The organism is Streptomyces sp. NPDC050388 (genome assembly GCF_040655635.1).
Taxonomy (GTDB): domain Bacteria; phylum Actinomycetota; class Actinomycetes; order Streptomycetales; family Streptomycetaceae; genus Streptomyces.
In genome coordinates this window covers 101,822-122,394 of sequence record NZ_JBFAKH010000005.1, presented here as the reverse complement: position 1 = coordinate 122,394, position 20,573 = coordinate 101,822, and the positions used below count along the sequence as shown (strand labels likewise).

Here is a 20,573-nt window from a genome sequence, read left to right as displayed (position 1 = left end):
GACCGTACGAAAGGCCACACCGCCATGAGAAGAACGCACCTCGCCGTCACGGCCGCCCTGCTCTCCACGTGCCTCACCCTGACGGCGTGCGGCGGCTCGGACTCCGCCCCGGAGGCGGCGGACGCCTCCTCCCTCACCGAGCTGTACGAGGTGGCCAAGAAGGAGGGCGAGATCCTGGTCTACGGCCCGACCGAGGACCTCTACGCCAAGGTGTACGAGGAGTTCGAGGCCGCCTACCCCGGCATCAAGGTGAAGACCACGGACATCTTCGGCGCCGAGCTCGACTCCCGGCTCGAGGGCGAGCTGGTCGCCGGCGGCTTCAAGGCGGACCTGCTGCACATCGGTGTCTCCGACATGGAGCGCTACGCCACCTCCGACTATCTGTCGCCCTTCCGGCCCGTCGAGGCGGACGCGCTGGAGGACGACTACCGGGGCAAGGAGGACCTGTGGAGCGTCCCCTCCCAGCACCTCTACGCCACCGTCTACAACACCAAGTCCCTCGACGAGGCGGACGTCCCGGACACTTGGGCCGAACTCGGCGACCCGGGGTGGAAGGCCAAGCAGGGCATCTCGGACCCGTCCATCAGCGGCGCCACCCCGCAGGTCCTGTCCGCCGCCCTGGAGGCGGGCGTCGTCGACGAGAAGTGGCTGGACGACTATGCGGGCAAGGTCAAGCCGAAGGTCTTCCCCAGTGTCGCCACCGCGCTGCAGGCGGTCACCACCGGGGAGACGCAGGCGTCCCTGGTCGCCGGATACGGCACCTACATGCGGCAGAAGGCCGCCGGCGCCCCCCTCGGCTACGCGGTCATGAAGGACGGTGGCTACATGTCGGACGTCGCCTACGGCACCCTCGACTCCAGCCCGCACCCCAACGCCGCCCGCCTCCTGGTGAGCTGGATGTTCTCCGAGGAGGGCCAGAAGTCCGTGGCCGAGCACATCTACGAGTTCGGCACCATGCCCGGCGCCCCCGAGCCCGAAGGTGCCGAGGAACTGGGCAAGTTCGAGCCGATCACCTACCCCGGTGCCGAGCGCTACGAGAAGAGCCTCGAGCTGCTCGGCGAGAAGTTCTGACCGCGCGCAACCAGTGGATCCACAGGCAGAAACGGAAGACATCGCACCCATGGACGACATCGTGAGAACGCAGGTACTCGTCGTCGGCGCCGGCCCGTGCGGCACCACGATCGCCAACCTGCTCGGTGTGTACGGCATCGAGAGCCTGCTCGTCGACAAGGCTCCCGAAGTCGTCGACTTCCCGCGGGGCGTCGGAGTGGACGACGAGTCGCTGCGCGTCTTCCAGTCGGCGGGACTGGGTGAGACCGTGCACGCGGACATGATCCAGAACCAGCTGCTGCGGTACTTCGACTCCTCCGGCCGCTACCTCGTGGAGATCGCGCCCTCCGCGCAGCCCTTCGGCTGGCCCCGGCGCAACTCCTTCCTGCAGCCCATGCTGGAGAAGAAGCTGCGCGCGGGACTGGACCGCTTCGCCCACGTCGGCCTGCGCGTCTCGACGGAACTGCTGACGCTGGAGCAGGACGACGAAGGGGTCACCGCGCGGATGCGCGACGACTCCGGCGAGGAGTTCACCGTCCGGGCGGACTACGTCGTCGGCGCGGACGGCGGCCGCAGCACCGTCCGCAAACTGGTCGGGGCCACCCTCGAGGGTTCCACGCTCGGGGCCCGCTGGCTGGTCGTCGACCTCAAGGACGCCGAGCTGCACGCCCCCTACGCCGGCAACTACATCAGCAGCACCCGCCCCCACGTGTCGATCGACCTGCCCTTCGGCTACCGGCGCTTCGAGTTCCGGCTCGCCGAGCACGAGACCGACGAGGAGATGCTCGAGCCGGGGGCGGTCGAGCGCCTGATCCGCAAGCACTTCGACTGGGACGGCCCGATGCCCGGCCTGGAGCGCGGCCGCATCTACCAGCACCACTCGCGGGTCGCCGACCGCTTCCGCACCGGCCGGGTGTTCCTGGCGGGCGACGCCGCCCACCTCCAGCCGCCCTGGTTCGGCCAGGGCATGAACTCCGGCATCCGCGACGCGGCCAACATCGCCTGGAAGCTGGCCGCGGTCCTGGCGCACGGCGCCGACGACCGCATCCTCGACACGTACCACACCGAACGCCACGGCCACGCCAAGGCGATGGTGGACCTGGCCACGACCCTGGGGAAGGTCTACTCGCCGAAGACCAAGCTCGGCGAACGGGCCCGTTCGCTGCTGCTGCGCGCCAGCGTGCGCGTCCCCTCGGCCCGGGACTACATCCTGCAGATGAAGTTCAAGCCGATGCCGTTCTACCGCCAGGGCGTCGTGGCCCACCGGCGGACGGACGACGCATCGCCGGTCGGCAAGATGTTCATCCAGCCCGCGGTGGAGACCGAGGACGGCACCCGGCTGCGGCTGGACGACGCCGTGGGCCCGTGGTTCGCCGTGATCGGCATCAACATCGACCCCGCCGACCACCTGTCCGAGGAGTCGGCCGCCTACTGGCGCTCCCTCGGCGCACAGCTGGTACGCGTCAACCGCTCCCGGGCCGGGAAGCACCTGCGCACCACGGACGCCGGCACCCTGCTGCTGGACGACACCGCCGGGGGCTTCCGGGACTGGCACAAGGGCGACCGCTCCCGCGAGATCGTCGTCCTGCGCCCCGACCGCTACCTCGCGGCCACCTGCGCCGGGGACGAACTCGACGACCTCACCGCACGGTTCCGCCGCATCATGCCGGTCCGCGAACCGGCGGTCCGCACCTGAGGACCGCGACACCCGGAAACCCGAGGTACCCAGGCATCCGAGAAAAGGCCCACACATGTCCGAGATAGTCGGCTTCGCCGCCCTCTCCCACTCCCCTTTCTGGGACGGTTCGCTCCCGGCCGAGACCACCCCCGACACCCTTGGCGCCCGGTTCACCACGGCCGCCGCCCGTCTCCGCGAGCTGGTCGCCGACCTCGCGCCCGACGCGGTGGTGATCTTCGGCCCGGACCACTTCCGTAACTTCTTCCTCGACGTCATGCCGTCCTTCTGCGTCGGCGTCGGCGAGATCGTCAGCTGCGGCGACTACGGCACGCACAAGGGCGCGGTGCCGCACGCCGAGGGCATCGGCCGGCACATCGCCGAGAGCACCCAGGCCGCCGGCTTCGATCCCGCGTTCTCCGTGCGCATGGGCGTGGACCACGGCATCGTGCAGCCCTACCAGGTGCTGTGGCCCGGTCTCGACGTGCCCGTGGTGCCGGTCATGGTCAACTGCAGCGCAGATCCGCGGCCCTCCTTCCGCCGCTGCTTCGACTTCGGCCTGGCGGTCGGCGACGCCGTCCGCTCCCTGCCCGGCGACCAGCGCGTCCTGGTGCTGGCGTCCGGCGGACTCTCGCACTGGGTGAAGGCGCTTTCGGTCGAGGACGAGACGCTCGACGCGAACACCCGCGACTACCTCGTCGACGGCCGCGACCGCGTCGACGCCTACAACGCCTCCCGCGAGGAGAGCCTGGCGCAGCGCATCGCGGACGGCCACGAGGGGCCCGTCAACGCCGAGTGGGACCGCTGGTTCCTGGACCGGCTCACCGCCGGCGACCACACGTCGTTGCTGGCCATGGATTCCCGGCAGGTCGAGGAGACCGCGGGCAACGGGGCCCATGAAGTGCGCACCTGGCTCGCCGCGTGGGCGGCCTGGGGCGGACCCGTCGAGGTCCTCGGCTACGAGGCGGTGCCGCGCTGGGTCACCGGCATGGGCGCCGTCGCGGGGACCGCGCAGCTGTGAACGAGGAAGGCACGCAGAGCATGAGCATGGACACACCCGACTACACCACCGACGCCTACTTCGGGCTCGAGGACAGCTGGGCGGAGACCGCGCCCGGAGAGCTGACGCACTATCACGACCTGGGTGAGGGAACGCCCGTCACGTTCCTGCACGGTTCCGGGGCAGGCGTCTCCGCCGCCGCGAACTGGTGGCTGAACCTGCCGGAGCTCGCCCGCGAGCACCGCACCGTCGCGCTCGACCTGCTGGGCTTCGGCCAGACCCGGCCCGCGCCCGACGCCGCCTACGGCATCGACGCGTGGGTGCGGCACACCGTACGGCTGCTCGACACCCTGGGCATCGAGCGGACCTGGCTGGTCGGCAACTCCCTCGGCGGCTGGGTGGCGTTCCAGATGGCGCTGACCCACCCGGAGCGTCTCCTCGGCATCGTCTCCATGGGCACCGGCGGCGCCCCGCGCACCGCCGCACTGGCCCGCCACGCACGGCCCGAGGTCACCGAAGCGGGCATCCGCAAGGTGCTGAACGAGTTCGTCACCGAGCCGTCGCTGGTCACGGACGACCTCGTCGCCGCCCGCTACACCGCGGCCCGCGCACCGGGCGCCGAGGAACGCTTCGCCAAGGTCATCGAGGCCCGCGACCACGACCGGGTACACAACCCGCTCGACATCGAGGCGCTGCGCGGATTCGACCGGCCGGTGCTGCTCGTGCACGGCCGCGACGACACCGTCATCCCGGTGTCCCGCAGCCTGCAGCTCGCCGAGGTGCTCCCCCGGGCCGACCTGCACCTCTACTCCCGGTGCGGCCACTGGAGCCAGGTCGAGAAGGCGCCTCAGTTCAACGCGCTGGTCGGCCAGTTCCTGCGGCTACACTCTGGCGGCTGATCGCCGGACCGACCGTTCGCCGACAGCGCGCGACGAACGCGATCGACCGGCCGGCCACCACGCCGGCCCCAGGACGACAACCCCCGAAGGAGGAGCCAGGTGGCTCACAACGATCAGGTGGCGCCGATCGCCGAGGGTGACTTCATCCAGTCCCTCGGCAAGGGACTGGCGGTCATCCGGGCCTTCTCCGCCGAGCGCAAGTCGATGACCCTGAGCGAGGTCGCCGCCGCCACCGGCATATCGAAGCCGAGTGCCCGGCGCATCGTCCTGACCCTGCAGGCGCTCGGGTACATGAGCAGCACCGACGGCGCCTTCCGGCTGCTGCCGAAGGTGCTCGACCTCGGCTACGCCTACATCTCCTCCTTCGAGCTGCCCGAAATCGCCCAGCCGCACCTCGACGCGCTCAACGAGCAGTTGGGCGAGGTGTGCTCGCTGGGCGTGCTGGACGGCGGCGACGTGATCTACCTCGCGCGTTCCCAGTCCCAGCGCGTCATGAGCACCACCATCCGGATCGGTTCACGCATCGACCCGGCCGCGACCGCCGTGGGACGGGTGTTGCTCGCCCACCTCTCGGAAGCCGAGCTGACGTCCTTCCTGGACGCGCACACCTTCCAGGCGTACACCGAGCACACCGTGACCGACCCGGAGGCCATGCGCGACCGCCTGACACTCATCCGCGACCGCGGCTGGGAACTGGCCGATCAGGAGAGGGAACTGGGCGTACGCACCATCGCCGCCCCGATCACCGACATGCAGGGCGAAACGGTGGCCGCCGTCAACATCGCCACCAACTACATGCGGGTGCCCATGGACAGGCTTTTGGACGAGTTCCTGACCGCCCTGCTGGACACCGCCGCACGCATCAAGAGCGACCTCGCCGACTACCGGTGAGCCGCCCGGCCTTCCACGACTCCGGAAAGCGAAACACACCCATGCTCAACTCCGCGCAACGACAGACCATCGCCGACGAACTCGCCGAGGCCACCCGTACCCGCACCCCCATCCCCCTGCTCAGCGCCCGCTACCCGGAGATGGAGGTCGAGGACTCCTACGCGGTGCAGAACCTGTGGGCCGACCGGCAGACCGCCGCCGGCCGACGGATCGTCGGCCGCAAGATCGGGCTCACCTCGAAGGCCATGCAGGCGGCCACCGGCATCACCGAACCCGACTACGGTGTCGTCTTCGACGACATGGTCCTGGAGAACGGCTGCGAGATCCCCTGGGAGCGCTACACCCACCCGCGGATCGAGGTGGAACTCGCCTTCAAGCTCAACGCCGACCTCGACGGGCCGGGCTGCACCATTTTCGACGTCCTTTCGGCGACCGAGTACGTCGTCCCCGCCCTGGAGATCCTCGACTCCCACATCGAGCTGAAGGGCCGCACCATCGTGGACACCATCAGCGACAACGCCGCGATGGGGGCGATGGTGGTCGGTGGCAACCCGGTCAAGCCGGACTCCGTCGACCTGCGCTGGATCGGCGCCCTGCTGTACCGCAACCAGACCGTCGAGGAGACGGGCCTGGCGGCCGGCGTCCTCAACCACCCCGCCTCCGGCGTCCACTGGCTGGCCAACAAGCTCGCCCGGCACGGCAGCGGCCTCAAGGCCGGTGACCTGGTCCTCGCCGGCTCCTTCACCCGTCCCGTCCACGTGCAGAAGGGCGACACCTTCCTCGCCGACTACGGACCGCTGGGAACGATCACGTGCACGTTCGCATGACCCCCGACCCCACCTTCCTCGACGCCCTCGCCGCAGCCGACCGGCCGCTGACGGGCATGTGGCTGTGCACCGGCAGTCCGCTGGTCGCCGAGATCTGCGCCGGCTCCGGGCTCGACTGGCTCCTCATCGACGCCGAGCACAGCCCCAACGGCCTCGACTCGATCCTCGCCCAGCTCCAGGCGGTGCGCGGATACGGTCCCGTCCCGGTCGTGCGGCCGCCCGCCCTCGACACGGTGACCATCAAGCAGTACCTCGACCTCGGCGCGCAGAACCTGCTCATCCCCATGGTCGACACCGCCGAGCAGGCCCGGCAGGCCGTCGCCGCGATGCACTACCCGCCCCGCGGCGTCCGCGGTGTGGGCGCGGCCCTCGCCCGCGCCTCCCGCTGGAACGGCGTCGACTCCTACCTGCACACCGCCGGCGAGACGTGCTCCCTCACCGTGCAGATCGAGTCCGAGGAAGCCGTGGCGAACGTGGAGGAGATCCTCGCGGTCGACGGAGTCGACGCCGTCTTCCTCGGCCCCTCCGATCTCGCCGCCTCGATGGGTCTGCTGGGCCAACAGGAACACCCGGACGTGATGCGTGCCGTCGAGCACTGCCTCACCGCCGCGCACCGGGTCGGCAAGCCCGCGGGTGTCAACGCCTTCAACGAGAGCACGGCCCGCCACTACCTCACCGCGAAAGCCCGCTTCGTCCTCGTCGGCGCGGACGTCACGCTGCTGGCGCAGGGCAGTCGGGCGCTCGCCGCACGCCTGGCCGACGGCGGGGAACGATGAGGTGACGTACCCCGGGAGTCACCTTGCCCGGGCCGTGGCGAGAGTTCTCTCCGGCCCCGGGCGAGGTGGCCCCCGCCCGGCTCACGCCCCGACCGCGCGTCGCCCCGGCGGGCTCAGCACGGGTCTCATGCCTTGTGCTGCATGGTGCGCCGGGCGGGATTGCCTTGTTCGGCAGCCTTGGGGTCCTTCTCCTTGGCCTTGGCGCGAACACCGTCGGCGATGCCCTTGCCGATGTTCTCGCCGCTGTCGGCCCAGTACTCGAAGGCCCGCTCGAGGGCGGGTTCGGTGACACCGTTGAGGAGGTGTCCGACGACGTTGTCGACCAAGCGGTCCCGGGCGGCGTCGTCCACGACCTCGCGCACCAGGGTGCCGGGCTGCCCTCAGCCCGGCTCGACCTCTTCCGACCTGCACCGTCACGCCGAGGAACTCGGTGGCCACTCGATCCCGTAAAGAGCCGCCAGGTCGACCAGGAGCAGATCGTCGCGGCCGGCCGCGGCCTCGATCAGGTCCGGATAGAACCCGTGCAGGGAGAACAGGGCCAGGGTGGTGCCCGTGGTGTCGTAACCCTGGCCGGCGAGCAGGGTACGGATGCGTTCCAGGCGTTGCAGGTCGCCGGTGCCGCGGCGGGCGGCGGTGGCCTTGGCCTCGCCGAGGAGGGCGAGCCGGGCGCGGAGGTGCTGCGGGCGCTCCCACCCGTCGCTCCAGCACAGATCCGCAGGTGAGGCGGGCCCGGTGGGCTCGACCCGCTGGATGTCGCGAAACAGGTCGAGACCCACCGGCGTTCATGCTGAACCGCAGGTCAGCGGCTCTTTCCCGCAGGCTCCAGGATCGCCACGCACTCCACGTGATGCGTCATCGGGAACAGGTCTATGGGGAGCACGGGCTCCCGCCCGCCTCTTCGGTCCCGCGCTTGAACTCCACGACCGCTGGCGCCCCGTTCTCGTCCAGGCCCAGCAAGTCGATCCGCCCGCCGTGCACCGGGCCGGTGCCGTACTCACTTGCCAGGAACCGGACCCCGAGCAGCTCCTGCATGTTGCTCTCGACGAGGCGCTGCACATCGGCCTCGGTATCAGCCGGCCGCGGCACGACCTCCGTCATGCCGCCCTTCGTCGTGCGGACCAGCTTCAGGCCGGACGCCTTCCCCTCCTCTATTCGAAGATTGAGAACGTCGGAGAGGGGCGGGATTGTTTCCGTGACGGCCCCAAGAAGAGCGAGGGTCAGGTGAAGGGCCGGGGCGGGCCGTCGAGGCCCACCGGTGTCCCGCCGCCGCTTCTGGCGCCGACTTCCAACCGTCACACGACGGCCCGCAACTGTTCGTCCAGGACCATCGCCGCCTTGGTGATGCTTCCGGGCATGAGGTTCCTGTATGTGCGGTAGGTGACCTGGATCGACGTGTGCCCCATCCATTCCGCCACGTCTGTGATGGGGATGCCGTTGCTCAGCGAGTTGGACGCGAAGAAGTGCCGGAAGCTGTACATTCCGACGCCTTCCGCCGGCGGGAGGGCCTGGAACAGCTTCGACACCCGGTATCGCTCGTTCGGTTCGCTGAAGGGCCCCTTCGGCCCCCTCAAGAGGTACCCGTCCTCCGTGGTCCCGTGCTCTTCCACGAATCGTCCGATCGAGAAAGACGTCTTCTTCCGGTCGCTGTTTTCCCCGAGCAGCGCGAAACCGGATGGTGCAGGCGTGCGGGCAACGGCTGTGCCTGGAGCAGTCACAGGGCCTGAAGAAGGAACCCATGCCGCGGGCGAGCCGACGAGCCAAGGAGCGACACCCTCCGAAAGCCGGGCGGACCAGCGGACCTGCTCCTGCTGACGCGCCCCGCGGTCGGCAAGGCGGGGCCTCCCGCTCGCCCCTTGCTGGCTGCTTGCTGACCTGGGGTTCCCCCAGCATGCCCATGACCTGCGGCAATGCCCATCCTTTGGATCTTCGAAAACAACATCGAGGACCGCATGGGCCATCTGCGGTACCTGCTGTTCCACCTGGTCTGCGGCTACGCGGCCGCATACGGATTCGCCCTCACGAACCCGAACGCCACCACCCCCCTGATCGGCGCCTCCGGGGCGATCGCGGGGGTGCTGGGCGCCTACCTGGTGCTCTACCCGAAGGCCCGGGTCTGGGTCCTCGTCCCCTTCCTGATCTTCCTGCCCCTGCGCCTGCCGGCCTGGATCGTGCTGGGCCTGTGGTTCGTCCTCCAGGCGGCGTACTCGGCGGGCGCGGGCGTCACCGGCGCCGGGACGGTGGCCTACGCGGCCCACGTGGTCGGCTTCGCCGTCGGCATGCTGATCGCCTGGCCCCTCAAACCGGGCACTCTCCCACCCCCCGAACCGGGCGGCGTCCTCTTCGGACGACAGACCCGACGGGCCTGGTAGCGCCGCACGCCAGAGGCCAGGCACCCCGGGAGAACCTGACCGACTTTGAATGCCGGCCATCCCGAAGCCGCCGAGGAGCACTGTCGAGCCGTCCCCGATCCCGGCGACCACCTCATCAGCGTGGGCACACAGCCGCGTGGTCATCGGTTCTTCTCCGTGCCGTTCTCCAGGACCACGGCGAGCGCCTGGCCCACTCCGATACAGATGACCGCAATCCTCACCGCTCGCCGGGCTCCTCCAGCCGGTGGGTCAGCGTGCCGAGGATCCTGCCACCGGAGGCGCCCGGCGGGTGGCCGAGCGCGGTGGCGCCGCCCTTGGTGTTGACCGTTTCGGGATCGATCTTCCAGGCGTCCACGCAGGCCAGTGCCTGCACGGCGAACGCCTCGTTGAGTTCGACCGCGAAGACGTCGGACCAGGAGATGCCCGCGCTCTTCAGGGCCCGGTTCGCCGCCTCCACCTGCGCGAAGCCGAACATCTGCGGATCCAGCGCGAACACCTCGCGTCCTGCGATGCGGGCCGGCGGATCTGCACCGATGCGCGCTGCGGCGGCCTGCGAGCCGAGCAGCACGGCCGAGGCGCCGTCGCTCAGCGGCAAGGCATTGCCTGCCGTGATCACACCGTCGGGGCGGAACGCCGGCTTGAGGGCGGCAAGCTTGCCGGCCGTGGATCCGGGCCTGCTTCCCTCGTCCCGGCGGAGGGTGCCGCCCTTGCCGGCCACCACGACCGGCACCACCAGATCGTCGTAGAGGCCGGCCGCCCAGGCGTCGTCGGCGAGGTTGTGGGACCATGCGGCGAACTCGTCCTGCCGCCCCCGCCGGATGGTGAACCGGTCGGCCGGCTGCTCGTGTGCCTCGCCCAGGGAGACCGTCCACTCCTTCGGTATGCGTTCGTTGACCAGCCGCCGTCCGAGAGTGGTGGAGGCTGCGGTCACGTCCGCGGCGGGACAGGCGCGCTGGGCAGCAGGCCCCTGAGAGGCTCCAGCCGCTCCAACTGCGGCATGACGTACTTCACCCGTCGGAGGGCCGAGAGTAGGTCGAGCGTACGGAGCATCCCAAGAAGACGCAGGTCAGGGTTCCGTCGCCGCCTTGAGGATCGCCACGCACTCCACATGGTGGGTCATCGAGAACACGCCACAGCGACTGAAGTCGAGAGAAACCGCAGGTCAAGCTGGTTCTCTGGTCCGGCCGGTGAGCTGTCAGGCGCCGGGATCGCCACACGAGCGTCACCAAGCGGTCCCGCACACCGCGGGCGCGCGGCCATCCGTCCGGCTCGCCCGTGCTCCTCACCCCGAGGCCCGGGCCGCCCCCGGCTGGGCGAAGACGCAGCTCGGAGGGTGCCTCCCCACGATGTTCGCCAGGTCCCCGGAGGAGTCGGTCGGGGCACCACGCCCGTACCCCGGAGGCGGGCGCGGGCCGAGGGGAGGCATACGGTAGCGGCTCACCGGACCGGATATGATAGGAGGCTGTCTCCCCCTGTGCACAGGGCCGGACACCGCAGGGGGCTCAGTGGTGGCCCACCACCCCGCCTCACCAGGAGAGCAACCGTCTTGTCCCAGCACACTCCGAACGCCGCCAACCCCGACCTGCAGGCCGACTGCGGGAACTGCTTCGGCCTGTGCTGCGTGGCGCTGCCCTTCGCTCGCTCGGCGGACTTCGCCGCGAACAAGGCCGCCGGCACCCCGTGCGGCAACCTCCGGCAGGACTTCCGCTGCGGCATCCACGAGCGGCTGCGCGACAGCGGTTACAACGGCTGCACGGTCTTCGACTGCTTCGGGGCCGGGCAGAAGGTCTCCCAGGTGACCTTCGAGGGCCGCAGCTGGCGCGAGGAGCCGGGTTCGGCCCGCACGATGTACGAGGTCTTCCCGGTCATGCGGCACTTGCACGAGCTGCTGCGGTACATCGCCGAGGCCATGGACCTCCCGGCCGCCCGGCCCGTCGGCCGCGACCTGCGTCGCGCCTACGACCGGATCGACGCGATGACCCGGGACACGGCCGAGTCACTGCTCGCCGTCGACGTGATGGCGCTGCGCGGGGAGGTGAATGCGCTGCTGCTGCGGGCCAGCGAGCTCGCCCGCGCCGCGGTGCCCGGCCGCAAGAAGAACCACCGGGGCGCCGACCTCATGGGCAAGCGCATGCGGAACGCCAAGCTGCGCGGCGCCAGCATGCGCGGCGCCTACCTGATCGCCGCCGACCTGTCCGGCGCGGACCTTCGGGAGGCGGACCTCATCGGTGCGGACCTGCGGGACGCGAACCTGTGCGGGGCGGACCTGACGGGCGCTCTGTTCCTCACGCAGCCGCAGCTCAACGCCGCCCGGGGCGACCGGGCCACCAAGATCCCGGCGGCGCTCCAGCGGCCGGGCCACTGGGCCGCGTAAAGCCCCGGCCCGTCGGCACGGCTTCGTCGGGACACCGCCTCCCTTGCGAACCGGGCCGGGCACCGCGTCGCCCGGGAACACTGCTCGTCCCCCGCTCGGCCATCGGACGCGGCCGTGACCTGGTTCTCCTGCCACCCCAGGCACGGTTGGATCATGTGGCGCATTAGTCTGTCTCAACATCAACTGATACAGATCGTGCGGCAAACGAGGAGCTGAGATGACCGAGGGCGCTCTCCCCAGTGAACAGATACCGCTGTTCAATCCATTCGCCGAGGGGTTCACCGACAACCCCTATCCGCAGTACACCCTGCTGCGGGAGACCGCTCCCGTCTACGCCCACCCGATGGGGTTCTGGGTCATCACCCGTTACGAGGACGTCTCCGCGCTCCTGCGTTCCGGTGCGTCGTCCGAGCTGCGCAACGTCACCTCGGGTGCGATGGTCAACCTGCGACAGAAGGACGAGTCGCGCAAGACCCCGCTCATCGACGGCTTCTCGATGATCGACCGGGACGCGCCGGACCACACGCGGCTGCGCAAGCTGGTGCAGAAGGCCTTCACGCCGAAGTCGATCCAGGCGCTCGCGCCGCGCATCGGCGAACTCGTCGACGAGATGCTGGACCGGGTCGCCGACGCGGGCCGGGCGGACCTGGTTCCCGCACTCGCCTCCCCGCTGCCGTTCACCGTGATCGCGGAAATGCTGGGCGCACCGTCCACCGACCACACGCGGATCCGCGAGCTGAGCGGCACGATGGTCCGCTCCCTCGAACCCGTCGCGGACCCGGGCCTGATGCAGGCCATCGAGGCGGCGGACGAGGAACTCGCCGGGATCACCGCCGAGATGATCGCCTGGAAGCGCCGCAACCCCGCCGACGACCTGATGACGGCTCTGATCGAGGCGGAGGAGGACGGCGACAAGCTCAGCGACGACGAACTGGTCGCCCAGATCCTGCTGCTCTACATCGCGGGTCACGAGACGACCGTGAACCTGCTCGCCGGCGGCACGCTGGCGCTGCTGCGCCACCCCGACCAGCTCGCCGCGCTGCGCTCGGACGCCTCCTTGATGACGAACGCGGTCGACGAGCTGCTCCGTTACGACAGCCCGCTCCAGTCGAGCCGGCGCATCACCGTCGAGCCCACCGTGCTCAGCGGGGTCGAGATCCCGGCCGGTTCGTTCGTGATCGCGGGTCTGGCCTCGGCGAACCGGGACGAGCTGCACTGGGGTCCGGACGCGGACACACTGCGCCTGGACCGGGAGGGGGCCCGGGCGCACGTCTCGTTCGGTTCCGGTTCGCACCACTGCCTGGGGGCTGCGCTGGCGCGGCTGGAGGCGAGCATCACCTTCGAGCGGATGCTGCGGCGGTTCCCGAAGCTGGCCCTCGACGGCGATGTGACGTGGAACGGCCGTATCAACGTGCGCGGTCCGGCCTCGCTGCCGGTGTCGGTCGGCTGAGTCCGCCCCGGAGCGGATACCGCGAAGGGCTCACCAGGACGTCCGGTGAGCCCTTCGCGGCGCTGCCTCACACCAGGGCGGGGGTGTCCTCCCGGGTGACGGAGAGCAGTCCCTCGCGCAGCTTGGCCATCGACGCGGTGTTGTTCCCGAACTGATTGATCGCGAACCCGCCGCGGTACTCGGGCCCGTAGCCGTGCTTCAGGAAGTTGACGAAGGAGCCGCTGGCGCTGAGGTCCACGAAGTGGTGGCGGCGCGGGGCACGGAACGAGGTGGCCATCAGCTCGTCGAAGCGCACTCGGCCACGGATCACGTCCCAGACGTAGGTGTCCCAGCTCTCCAGCGAATCGCTCCCCAGCCTCCCTGCGTAGGCACAGGAGTAGACCGGCAGCTGCGGCCGACCGACCGGCACGGCCCGGCCGAGGCTGCGGCACTCGTGGCGGATGTCGTCGAGGAGGCCTGAGTGGAACGCGTACCTGACGGGCAGTCCGACGGCGATCACCCCTTCCTCGTCCAGCGCGGTGCGCGCCTCGGCGATCCGCTCGCTCTCGCCGCTGACGACGAAGTTGCCCGTGGACTCCCCCGTGTAGTTGACGCCCGCGAGTGACAGACCGCCGAACAGGTCACGTCGCCGCTGGTAGAGGTCCGGTGGGGCCAGGACGCTGAGCATGCCGCCGGTACGGCAGCGCGACTTCAGCAGGTGGGCCTGCTTCATGACGAGGTCCAGGCCGTCCTCGAAGGACATCGCCCCCGCGACGGTCGCGGCGATGTACTCGCCCAGGCTGTGGCCGAGCACCGCGTCGGGGTGGAAACCCTCGTCGCGCAGTGCCTCGGTCAGGCTCCAACCGATGCTGTAGAGGGCGGCGTGGGTCTGCAGGATGTCGTCGAAGTCCTGGCCCCGGCGGGGGGTGTCGTGGATCGCGGCCACCAGTGAGGTGCCGTTGGCCGCCTCGTACAGCGCGCTGCACCGGTCCATGGCGTCCCGGAACACCGGATGCGTGTCGTACAGTTCCCGCCCCATCCGGTGGTACTGGGTGCCCTGCCCCCCGTACATGAAGACGACTTCGGGCCGCTGCCTCGTCCGGCGCGGGGCGGGCGGGGCCTCCTCGAACAGGAGGGGCTCCTGCCGGATCTTGTCGGTGAGCTTCGTCAGTACGTTGCCCGGACCGATCTCGTGGAACTCCCGGTGCCCCTGGCCCATCAGCCAGGAGACCGACTCGTACCACTTGACGGGGTTCGATATCTGCTGGATGAGCAGGTCCGCGTACCCGGTGGTGGGGTACGGCCGGGCCGTGAGGTTGGCGATCACGGGGATCACGAGTTCTCCGAGCCGGAATCCGGAGAGGTAGCGGGCGAACTCGTCCTGCACTTCCCTCATGGAACGCGAGTGGAAGGCGGCACTCACGTTGAGGGGGATGAAGGCGGCCCCGGCCTCCGTGTAGACGGCGCGGACCTCGGGTGCGAGGACTTCGTCGTAGGCGCCGGAGAGGATGCACTGCTGACGCGAGTTGATGTTGGCGATGTCGATGCCGCGGTAGGGCAGCCCGGCCAGGATCTCGGCCACCCGCTCCTGGTCCAGGTTCGCGACGGCGGCCATCGCACCCTTGGGCGCCCGGCTCATCAACTCGCCCCGTTTGCGCACCAGGTCGAGTCCGGTGGCGAAGTCGAAGGCACCGGCGGCGAACAGGGCGCAGTACTCCCCCAGGCTGTGCCCGGCCACGACGGCCGGCAGCTCCCCGTCGGAGGCGACGCGGTCCAGGTACCGGAGGGCGCTGACCGCGTAGAGGGCGGGCTGGGTGTACTCCGTCCTGTTCAGTACCCGGTCGGGGTCGTGGAGGCACAGTTCCCGGAGCGAGTAGCCGAGGATGTCGTCCGCCTGCGTTACCAGGTCGGGGAACTTCTCGAACAGTCCCTCGCCCATGCCCTTGCGCTGCGAGCCCTGCCCGGGGAATACGTACACCGATTTCATGTGATCACTCAGCCGTTGTCGCGGGGATTACTGGTTCGCCGTGAAGGGCGGGGACGGCGTGTGTGCCGTGGGCGGCGTACTCGCCGAGACGCCGGCCGAGCAGTGCGGCGGTCTCCCGCAGCAGTCGCTCCGCGATGACGTCGGCTCTGCGGCTGCGCCAGGACTCCAGGTCGGTGCCCTTCACCCAGCTGTTGAAAGCACCCATCGCGGGGCCGCAGTGGATCTGGTAGTCGACCCGCTGGGTGGTGCTGCCGCTCATGGCCAGCCGGGTGGAGTGGACGAAGTACCAGCGGAAGACGAGCGCCATCCGCTGCTTGGGGTTCCGCTCGGCCTCCGCGAGCCGGTCCGGGAAGCGCCGGGCCAGATGGGCGCGGGTCTCCTCCCACACCTCGTCGATCGAGCGCTTGAAGTACTTGTCCTCCAGCATGGCCCGGGTCCGGGCGTCGAGCTCCTCGATCGCGTTGTGCCGCAGGTACAGCTCGTACAGCTTCTGGGCACGTGCCGGGAAGAAGGTCCCCTTCTTCACCGCCTGTACCCTGGCGCCGACCTCGAACATGTCGCCGGCGGGGGCGTAGTCCGTGTCGTGGGCGCCGAGGTCCTGGAGAATGTCCTTGACGGCGTCACTGGTGCCGGCCTCCACCGTGCACTGGTTGATGGAACCGGTCACGATGAACTCGGCTCCCAGGGTGAACGCCGCGAGCGCCGCATCCGGGGAGCCGATTCCGCCCGCCGCCCCGACGCGGACCTCGGCCTCGGGGGGATAGGCCTCCTCGCGGTTCACCCGGTCGCGCAGGGCGCGCATCACGGGCATCAGCACATAGGCGTTGCCGCCGTCGGTGTGGCCCGCCGAGTCGGCCTCGACGCACAGGTCCTGGGCGAGCGGGACGCGTGTGCCGAGCTCTGCCTGCTCGGGGGTGATCAGACCGCGATCGAGCAGCTGGCGGACCATTTCCGGCGGCGCAGGACGCAGGAACGGCTCGGCGACCTCGGTGCGCGACACCTTCGCGACGATGTGGTGGTCCTGCCGTATCCGGCCGTTGCCGTCCGTGCCGAGTCCCGCCAGTCGGTAGCGCACGAGCGGGAGGGTCGGCCGGACGTAGGCCGATGCCTCGACGGAGCGGACCTTGTGGCGCAGGTAGAGCTCCACGGTGCGCATCTCCAGCTCCGGCTCCTGCGGGTTGCTGAGCAGGTTCATGCCGTAGGCGCGGCCGGGGCCCAGGCCCCGCTTGATCCGCGTGATCGCCTGGTCAATGGCGTCCGGGGCCAGTCCGCCGGTCCCGAAGAAGCCGAGCATTCCGGCGTTGCCGAGGGCGGTGACGAGTTCGACCGAGGCGATGCCCTTGTACATCGCGCCCGCGGCGTAGTTGTAGTCGATGCCGTGGGCCTCGCGGAATCGGGGGTTGCCCAGCGCCTGGGGCAGGACGGTGAAACGTTCGGCGGGGTGGTGGTGCTGCGGTTCCACTGTGTCCTCGGTCGATGGGGCCCGCGGGCCGGGCAGGGCGGGCTGCTCGTCCCGGGCGGCCGGCGCGTGCGAGGGGCGGTGCGTGCGGTTCGTGGATGCGTCAGGGGAAGAGCCCGGCGGCGGTGGGGCCGGTGCGGCGGCCGTGACGGTGTTCAAGGATGCGGCAGGCAGACCGGTCGCGGTGGCGGCCGGAACGGTGTCCTCCCAGGGGAAGACGCCGCGCTCCGCGAAACGCCGGATGGCCCGCACGTTGTCGGGGTCCGCGAACACCTCGCGGTTGGTGGCCAGCGCGACGCCCTTGGTGTGCTCGGAGATCGGGGACAGTTCCCGCAGGTAGGCCTTGTAGCGTGCGACGCCCTTCTTGGAGAGGCGGCCCAGGCGTTGCAGATGGCGGCGCACCAGCGCGTGGCTGTCCGCGCCGAGGGCGTCGACCAGACCCCACTCGTGTGCCTGCCGGGAATCGATGGTCTGGGTGGTACCGGCGAGGTAGTGGGCGCGCTGGAAACCGGTCCGGCGGATCAGGTACGGCAGGACGACCGCCGGTATCAGCCCGAACAGCAGCTCGGAGAGGCTGAACGACGCGCTTTCGTCGGCGATCACCACATCGCTCGCCGCCACCAGGCCCACTCCGCCCGCGTTCGCCCTGCCCCGGACGTGGGCGACGGTGAGAACGTCCCCGTACGCCATCCGCCGGAAGAGTTCGAACATGTGCTCAGGGTCGAACGCCGTGTCCTGTCCCTGGCGTGCCGCGTCGCTGATCGCGCGGAAGTCCGCGCCGAAGCAGAACACCTCGGGCAGTCCTTCGAGGACGACGACGGTGACGGCCGGGGAGGCCGAGGCCCTGGTGAAGACGTCGTTCAGCTCGTGCACCAGGTCGGCGTTGATGGCGTTGCCCGCCTCCGGCCGGTGGATGCGCGCGAACAGCACGCTGCCCTCTTCGCGCACCCGCAGGGTGGAGTAGGTCAGTCGATCCATGCGTACTCCCGGTGGAACTCCTTGATCGCCTTCAGCACGAGGCGCGGAGCCGACCCCGTGCCGCGCCGGGTGCGGGGGACGTACTCCTGGTTCACGACGGTGTCGCGGGTGCCGACCCGGACGAACTCGCTCTCCCTGAGGAGCGCGTCGTACTCGTCGAGGGACAGCTGGTAGCGGGCGTCCAGGTGGTCCTCGATCCCCATGTCCCTCAGCCGTGCCGCACCGTCGGGGGTCACGACGCCGCTGTAGAACTCGGAGCAGCAGCCGGATCCGTACGAGAAGAGGCCCAGGCGTTGCGGTGTGTCGAAGCGGCCGTTGCAGACGGTGCCGGCCAGCGAGAGGAAGACGGTCGCGCCCATGATGTTCCCGACGCGTCGACAGTAGGTCAGGCCGGGCATGACGCGTCGTTCGAAGTCCTCGGCGATCTCGGCGCCCTTGGCCTTGGCGACCTTGCGCATCATCGTGCGGTGGGCGCCCTTGACCATGCCGCCGAAGGGGGTGTGGAAGGCGAGGTACTGGAAGGAGTCCCGGTAGTCGGCGCCCTCCACCTTGTCCTCGTACGCCAGGTACGCCTTCTCGCAGCAGTCCAGGTACGACATCAGGGACAGGTCCACGTCGCCCGCCTCGCTGTCCGGCGCCGGCCGGCAGGTGTCCATGACCTCGTAGCCGTAGTAGCCGCTGGCGCCGACGTCGAGCTGGAAGACGTGCGGCGTGTCACTGATCAGCATGGCCACCGCGCCCGCGCCGCCGCTCGGCTCCGCGTAGGCCCAGTCCTGGGCTGCCGCGTCGTCGCCGTCCCCGAGGATGTAGCGCGAGATGTCCGTCGCGATCACCAGGGCCTTCGCACCCGGCGAGGTGCCCGACAGGATGAAGTTGCAGGCCATCTGGAGCCCCGCCGTGCCGGCGTAGCAGGCCTGCTTCAGCTCGAACATCCGGCAGTTGCGGCTCAGCCCGAGCTGGTCGTGCAGATAGGTGCTGGCCGACTTCGAGAAGTCGAAGCCGGACTCCGTGCAGGTGATCAGCAGCTCGATGCTGTCCTTCTCCGCCGCGCTCATCCGGTCGAGGACCGGCCTGGCCGCGTTGGCCCCGAAGGTCACCGGGTCCTCGAAGGGCAGCGCGACGGTCTTCTCCTTCATCAGCAGGTTGTTCAGCCTCGGAAGGTCGAGCTCCCGGTGCTTCGCCAGCTGCATGACGTCGAGCACTGCCGAGCCGCCAAACACGTTCATCGCTTCGATACCGACGCGGGACATGACTTACGCTCATCTGCTCTCTATGAGTCGCATGTGCTGATGCACAGTGCGGTGTTGATGCCGCCGAAGCCCATGCTCAGGCTCAGGCAGTGGCGCACCTCGGCCTCGACGGCCTCGTCGCGCACCCAGCGCAGGGACGCGTCGATCGGGTCGGTGAGGTTGCGGGTCGGGTGCAGTCGTCCGTGTTTCATCTGGAGGAGCGCGGCGACCGCCTCGACGGCTCCGGCCGCCGTCAGGCCGTGACCGGTGATCGACTTCGTGGCGTTGATCCGGGCATGCGTGAGGCCGCAGGCCCGCAGCGCCGCCACCTCGGTCTCGTCTCCGACGGGGGAGGCGGTGCCGTGGGGGTTGACGTAGTCGATGGCGTCGGCGGTCAGCCCGGCGCGGTCGAGGGCCTGGCGGATCGCCCGGGTCTCCCCGTCCAGAGAGGGATCGGGGTTGCGGTTCCCGTCCAGCTGCACCGACCAGCCGCTGAGCCGCGCGTAGAGGGTGTCCTCCTGCCCCGGGCGGGCGCCCCGGCGCTCGATGACCAGCGCGCCGCACGCCTCGCCGAAGACGAAGCCGGCCCGTTGCCGGTCGAAGGGCCGGCAGGCGAGTCCGGGGGCTTGCGCGCTCTCCTCGGACGCCATGGCGCCCATCGAGTGCAGCCCCAGCAGCTCCCAGTACGACAGGTCCGCCAGCGCGCCCACGGCGATGCAGACGTCGACCCGGCCGGAGGCGACCGCCTCCGCCGCCTCGATGATCGCGAGCTGGCCGCTCGCCGAGGCGCCGCCCGCGGTGTGGGCGAAGCCGCGGACGGGGAACGCCGCGGTGCACAGTCCGCACAGGTCGGTGTCCAGGAAGGACATGCCATAGCTGGGCCGCAGGAAGCGCGGCTTGGCCCGGTGCCGGTCGTGCGCCAGGACCAGTTCCCGCTGCTGGAGGTTGCTGCCTCCGATGACGAGGCCGATCCGCTCGGGGTCGAACCCGTCCAGCCGGGCCTCGGTCCACGCCTCTTCGAGCGTGGCCAGGGCGACCTGTCCGGTGAGGGAGACCGTACGCAGTTCCCGCGCGGTCAGCCGGGTGGTGGGCTCCAGCTCCGGTATCTCGGCGCCCACGAACCGGGTGTCGAGCTGCCGGCCAGGGCGGTCCATGACCGCGAACCCGTGGTTCCCGGCGAACAGCCCCCGCGCAAAGGCGTCCTTGCCCTGGCCGATGGCGGTGGTGACGCCCAGCCCGGTGACCACGAGTCCGAGGTCGGCGGGATCGGTGTGGGCAGCAGTAACGGCGGTGCCGGTGTTGTCTGCTGTGTCGGTGTTGCCGGCGAAGTCCCTCACGTCACCCGGCCCTGACCGCTGCTATGTCGCTCAGCCGCTCGGCGAGTTCGCCCAGATTCCGCGGGCCGTAGGTGTCGACCAACGGTACCTCCAGGTCCATTTCCTCCAGCACGATCATCACTATCTCCGCGCGGTCCATCGAGTTCGCACCGAGATCCTCCAGGGATTCCGAGTCCTGGAAGGTGTGGTCCGCGAGTTCGGGGAGGATCTCGCGAATCGCCTCGGTAATCAGCGGAAAGATTTCTTCCTTGGTCATGGGCGCACCTTCACTCTGTGAAATATGACGGACAGGG

Annotated in this window: 15 protein-coding genes and 5 pseudogenes; 10 read left to right on the top strand and 10 right to left on the bottom strand. The window is 69.9% G+C overall.

Annotated elements, in window-relative coordinates:
- Positions 1–24 precede the first annotated feature (24 nt).
- The 7 genes from AB0I73_RS04470 (at position 25) to AB0I73_RS04440 (ending at position 7,118) form a co-directional block, all read left to right on the top strand.
- Complete coding sequence (locus AB0I73_RS04470; RefSeq protein WP_363033661.1) at positions 25–1,071, top strand: extracellular solute-binding protein; 1,047 nt, start codon at positions 25–27, stop codon at positions 1,069–1,071.
- A gap of 61 nt (positions 1,072–1,132) precedes the next feature.
- Positions 1,133–2,746: a bifunctional 3-(3-hydroxy-phenyl)propionate/3-hydroxycinnamic acid hydroxylase gene (locus AB0I73_RS04465; protein WP_363033659.1), complete on the top strand. Its 1,614-nt coding sequence runs from the start codon at positions 1,133–1,135 to the stop codon at positions 2,744–2,746.
- Between the two features lie 55 nt (positions 2,747–2,801).
- Positions 2,802–3,746, top strand: a complete 945-nt coding sequence (locus AB0I73_RS04460) for a 2,3-dihydroxyphenylpropionate 1,2-dioxygenase (RefSeq protein WP_363033657.1) — start codon at positions 2,802–2,804, stop codon at positions 3,744–3,746.
- 20 nt (positions 3,747–3,766) lie between these two features.
- On the top strand, positions 3,767–4,624 hold the full coding sequence (locus AB0I73_RS04455; protein WP_363033655.1) for an alpha/beta fold hydrolase: 858 nt from the start codon (positions 3,767–3,769) through the stop codon (positions 4,622–4,624).
- Positions 4,625–4,723: 99 nt separating this feature from the next.
- The gene (locus tag AB0I73_RS04450) at positions 4,724–5,515 is read left to right on the top strand and encodes an IclR family transcriptional regulator C-terminal domain-containing protein (protein WP_363033653.1); all 792 of its coding nucleotides are present in this window, start codon (positions 4,724–4,726) and stop codon (positions 5,513–5,515) included.
- Positions 5,516–5,556: 41 nt separating this feature from the next.
- The gene (hpaH, locus tag AB0I73_RS04445; RefSeq protein ID WP_363033651.1) at positions 5,557–6,342 is read left to right on the top strand and encodes a 2-oxo-hept-4-ene-1,7-dioate hydratase; all 786 of its coding nucleotides are present in this window, start codon (positions 5,557–5,559) and stop codon (positions 6,340–6,342) included.
- Positions 6,339–7,118, top strand: a complete 780-nt coding sequence (locus tag AB0I73_RS04440) for an HpcH/HpaI aldolase/citrate lyase family protein (protein ID WP_363033649.1) — start codon at positions 6,339–6,341, stop codon at positions 7,116–7,118. Before hpaH ends, AB0I73_RS04440 begins: the two co-directional genes overlap by 4 nt.
- Positions 7,119–7,243: 125 nt before the next feature.
- On the opposite strand, the pseudogene AB0I73_RS04435 reads toward AB0I73_RS04440, so the two are convergent.
- From AB0I73_RS04435 to AB0I73_RS04420, 4 genes and pseudogenes are all read right to left on the bottom strand, one after another.
- Positions 7,244–7,498 (bottom strand): annotated as a pseudogene (locus tag AB0I73_RS04435) (catalase-related domain-containing protein); the annotation flags it as partial.
- 33 nt (positions 7,499–7,531) lie between these two features.
- Positions 7,532–7,807 (bottom strand): annotated as a pseudogene (locus AB0I73_RS04430) (ATP-binding protein); the annotation flags it as partial.
- A 199-nt stretch (positions 7,808–8,006) separates the two neighbouring features.
- Positions 8,007–8,216 (bottom strand): annotated as a pseudogene (locus tag AB0I73_RS04425) (transporter); the annotation flags it as partial.
- 194 nt (positions 8,217–8,410) lie between these two features.
- Complete coding sequence (locus AB0I73_RS04420) at positions 8,411–8,596, bottom strand: tyrosine-type recombinase/integrase (RefSeq protein ID WP_363033647.1); 186 nt, start codon at positions 8,594–8,596, stop codon at positions 8,411–8,413.
- Positions 8,597–9,034: 438 nt separating this feature from the next.
- Between AB0I73_RS04420 and AB0I73_RS04415 the strand changes: the two are divergent.
- Positions 9,035–9,487: pseudogene (locus tag AB0I73_RS04415) on the top strand (rhomboid family intramembrane serine protease); the annotation flags it as partial.
- 140 nt (positions 9,488–9,627) lie between these two features.
- On the opposite strand, the pseudogene AB0I73_RS04410 reads toward AB0I73_RS04415, so the two are convergent.
- Positions 9,628–10,439: pseudogene (locus AB0I73_RS04410) on the bottom strand (thiolase family protein); the annotation flags it as partial.
- A 594-nt stretch (positions 10,440–11,033) separates the two neighbouring features.
- Here AB0I73_RS04410 and AB0I73_RS04405 point away from each other — a divergent pair.
- Both AB0I73_RS04405 and AB0I73_RS04400 read left to right on the top strand, forming a co-directional pair.
- Positions 11,034–11,861: a pentapeptide repeat-containing protein gene (locus tag AB0I73_RS04405; protein WP_363033645.1), complete on the top strand. Its 828-nt coding sequence runs from the start codon at positions 11,034–11,036 to the stop codon at positions 11,859–11,861.
- A 217-nt stretch (positions 11,862–12,078) separates the two neighbouring features.
- On the top strand, positions 12,079–13,311 hold the full coding sequence (locus AB0I73_RS04400) for a cytochrome P450 (protein WP_363033643.1): 1,233 nt from the start codon (positions 12,079–12,081) through the stop codon (positions 13,309–13,311).
- 67 nt (positions 13,312–13,378) lie between these two features.
- Here the strand turns inward: AB0I73_RS04400 and fabD are convergent, their stop codons facing one another.
- The 5 genes from fabD to AB0I73_RS04375 are packed head-to-tail and all read right to left on the bottom strand — an operon-like array spanning position 13,379 to position 20,536.
- A complete protein-coding gene (fabD, locus tag AB0I73_RS04395; RefSeq protein ID WP_363033641.1) occupies positions 13,379–15,268 on the bottom strand; it encodes an ACP S-malonyltransferase in 1,890 nt (629 codons plus the stop codon).
- 13 nt (positions 15,269–15,281) lie between these two features.
- On the bottom strand, positions 15,282–17,714 hold the full coding sequence (locus tag AB0I73_RS04390) for an enoyl-CoA hydratase/isomerase (RefSeq protein WP_363033639.1): 2,433 nt from the start codon (positions 17,712–17,714) through the stop codon (positions 15,282–15,284).
- Positions 17,702–18,964 (bottom strand): hydroxymethylglutaryl-CoA synthase, encoded by a 1,263-nt coding sequence (locus tag AB0I73_RS04385; RefSeq protein ID WP_363033637.1) that lies wholly within the window; start codon positions 18,962–18,964, stop codon positions 17,702–17,704. The genes AB0I73_RS04390 and AB0I73_RS04385 overlap by 13 nt, the downstream gene beginning before the upstream one ends.
- A gap of 20 nt (positions 18,965–18,984) precedes the next feature.
- Positions 18,985–20,280: a beta-ketoacyl synthase N-terminal-like domain-containing protein gene (locus AB0I73_RS04380; protein ID WP_363033635.1), complete on the bottom strand. Its 1,296-nt coding sequence runs from the start codon at positions 20,278–20,280 to the stop codon at positions 18,985–18,987.
- A 1-nt stretch (position 20,281) separates the two neighbouring features.
- Positions 20,282–20,536: an acyl carrier protein gene (locus tag AB0I73_RS04375; protein WP_363033633.1), complete on the bottom strand. Its 255-nt coding sequence runs from the start codon at positions 20,534–20,536 to the stop codon at positions 20,282–20,284.
- Positions 20,537–20,573 lie beyond the last annotated feature (37 nt).

Coding starts and splice junctions, on each gene's coding strand:
- AB0I73_RS04470 (WP_363033661.1), top strand. CDS start 25: ATGAGAAGAACGCACCTCGCCGTCACGGCCGCCCTGCTCTCCACGTGC.
- AB0I73_RS04460 (WP_363033657.1), top strand. CDS start 2,802: ATGTCCGAGATAGTCGGCTTCGCCGCCCTCTCCCACTCCCCTTTCTGG.
- AB0I73_RS04455 (WP_363033655.1), top strand. CDS start 3,767: ATGAGCATGGACACACCCGACTACACCACCGACGCCTACTTCGGGCTC.
- hpaH (WP_363033651.1), top strand. CDS start 5,557: ATGCTCAACTCCGCGCAACGACAGACCATCGCCGACGAACTCGCCGAG.
- AB0I73_RS04440 (WP_363033649.1), top strand. CDS start 6,339: ATGACCCCCGACCCCACCTTCCTCGACGCCCTCGCCGCAGCCGACCGG.
- AB0I73_RS04420 (WP_363033647.1), bottom strand. CDS start 8,596: ATGTACAGCTTCCGGCACTTCTTCGCGTCCAACTCGCTGAGCAACGGC.
- AB0I73_RS04400 (WP_363033643.1), top strand. CDS start 12,079: ATGACCGAGGGCGCTCTCCCCAGTGAACAGATACCGCTGTTCAATCCA.
- AB0I73_RS04390 (WP_363033639.1), bottom strand. CDS start 17,714: ATGGATCGACTGACCTACTCCACCCTGCGGGTGCGCGAAGAGGGCAGC.
- AB0I73_RS04385 (WP_363033637.1), bottom strand. CDS start 18,964: ATGTCCCGCGTCGGTATCGAAGCGATGAACGTGTTTGGCGGCTCGGCA.
- AB0I73_RS04375 (WP_363033633.1), bottom strand. CDS start 20,536: ATGACCAAGGAAGAAATCTTTCCGCTGATTACCGAGGCGATTCGCGAG.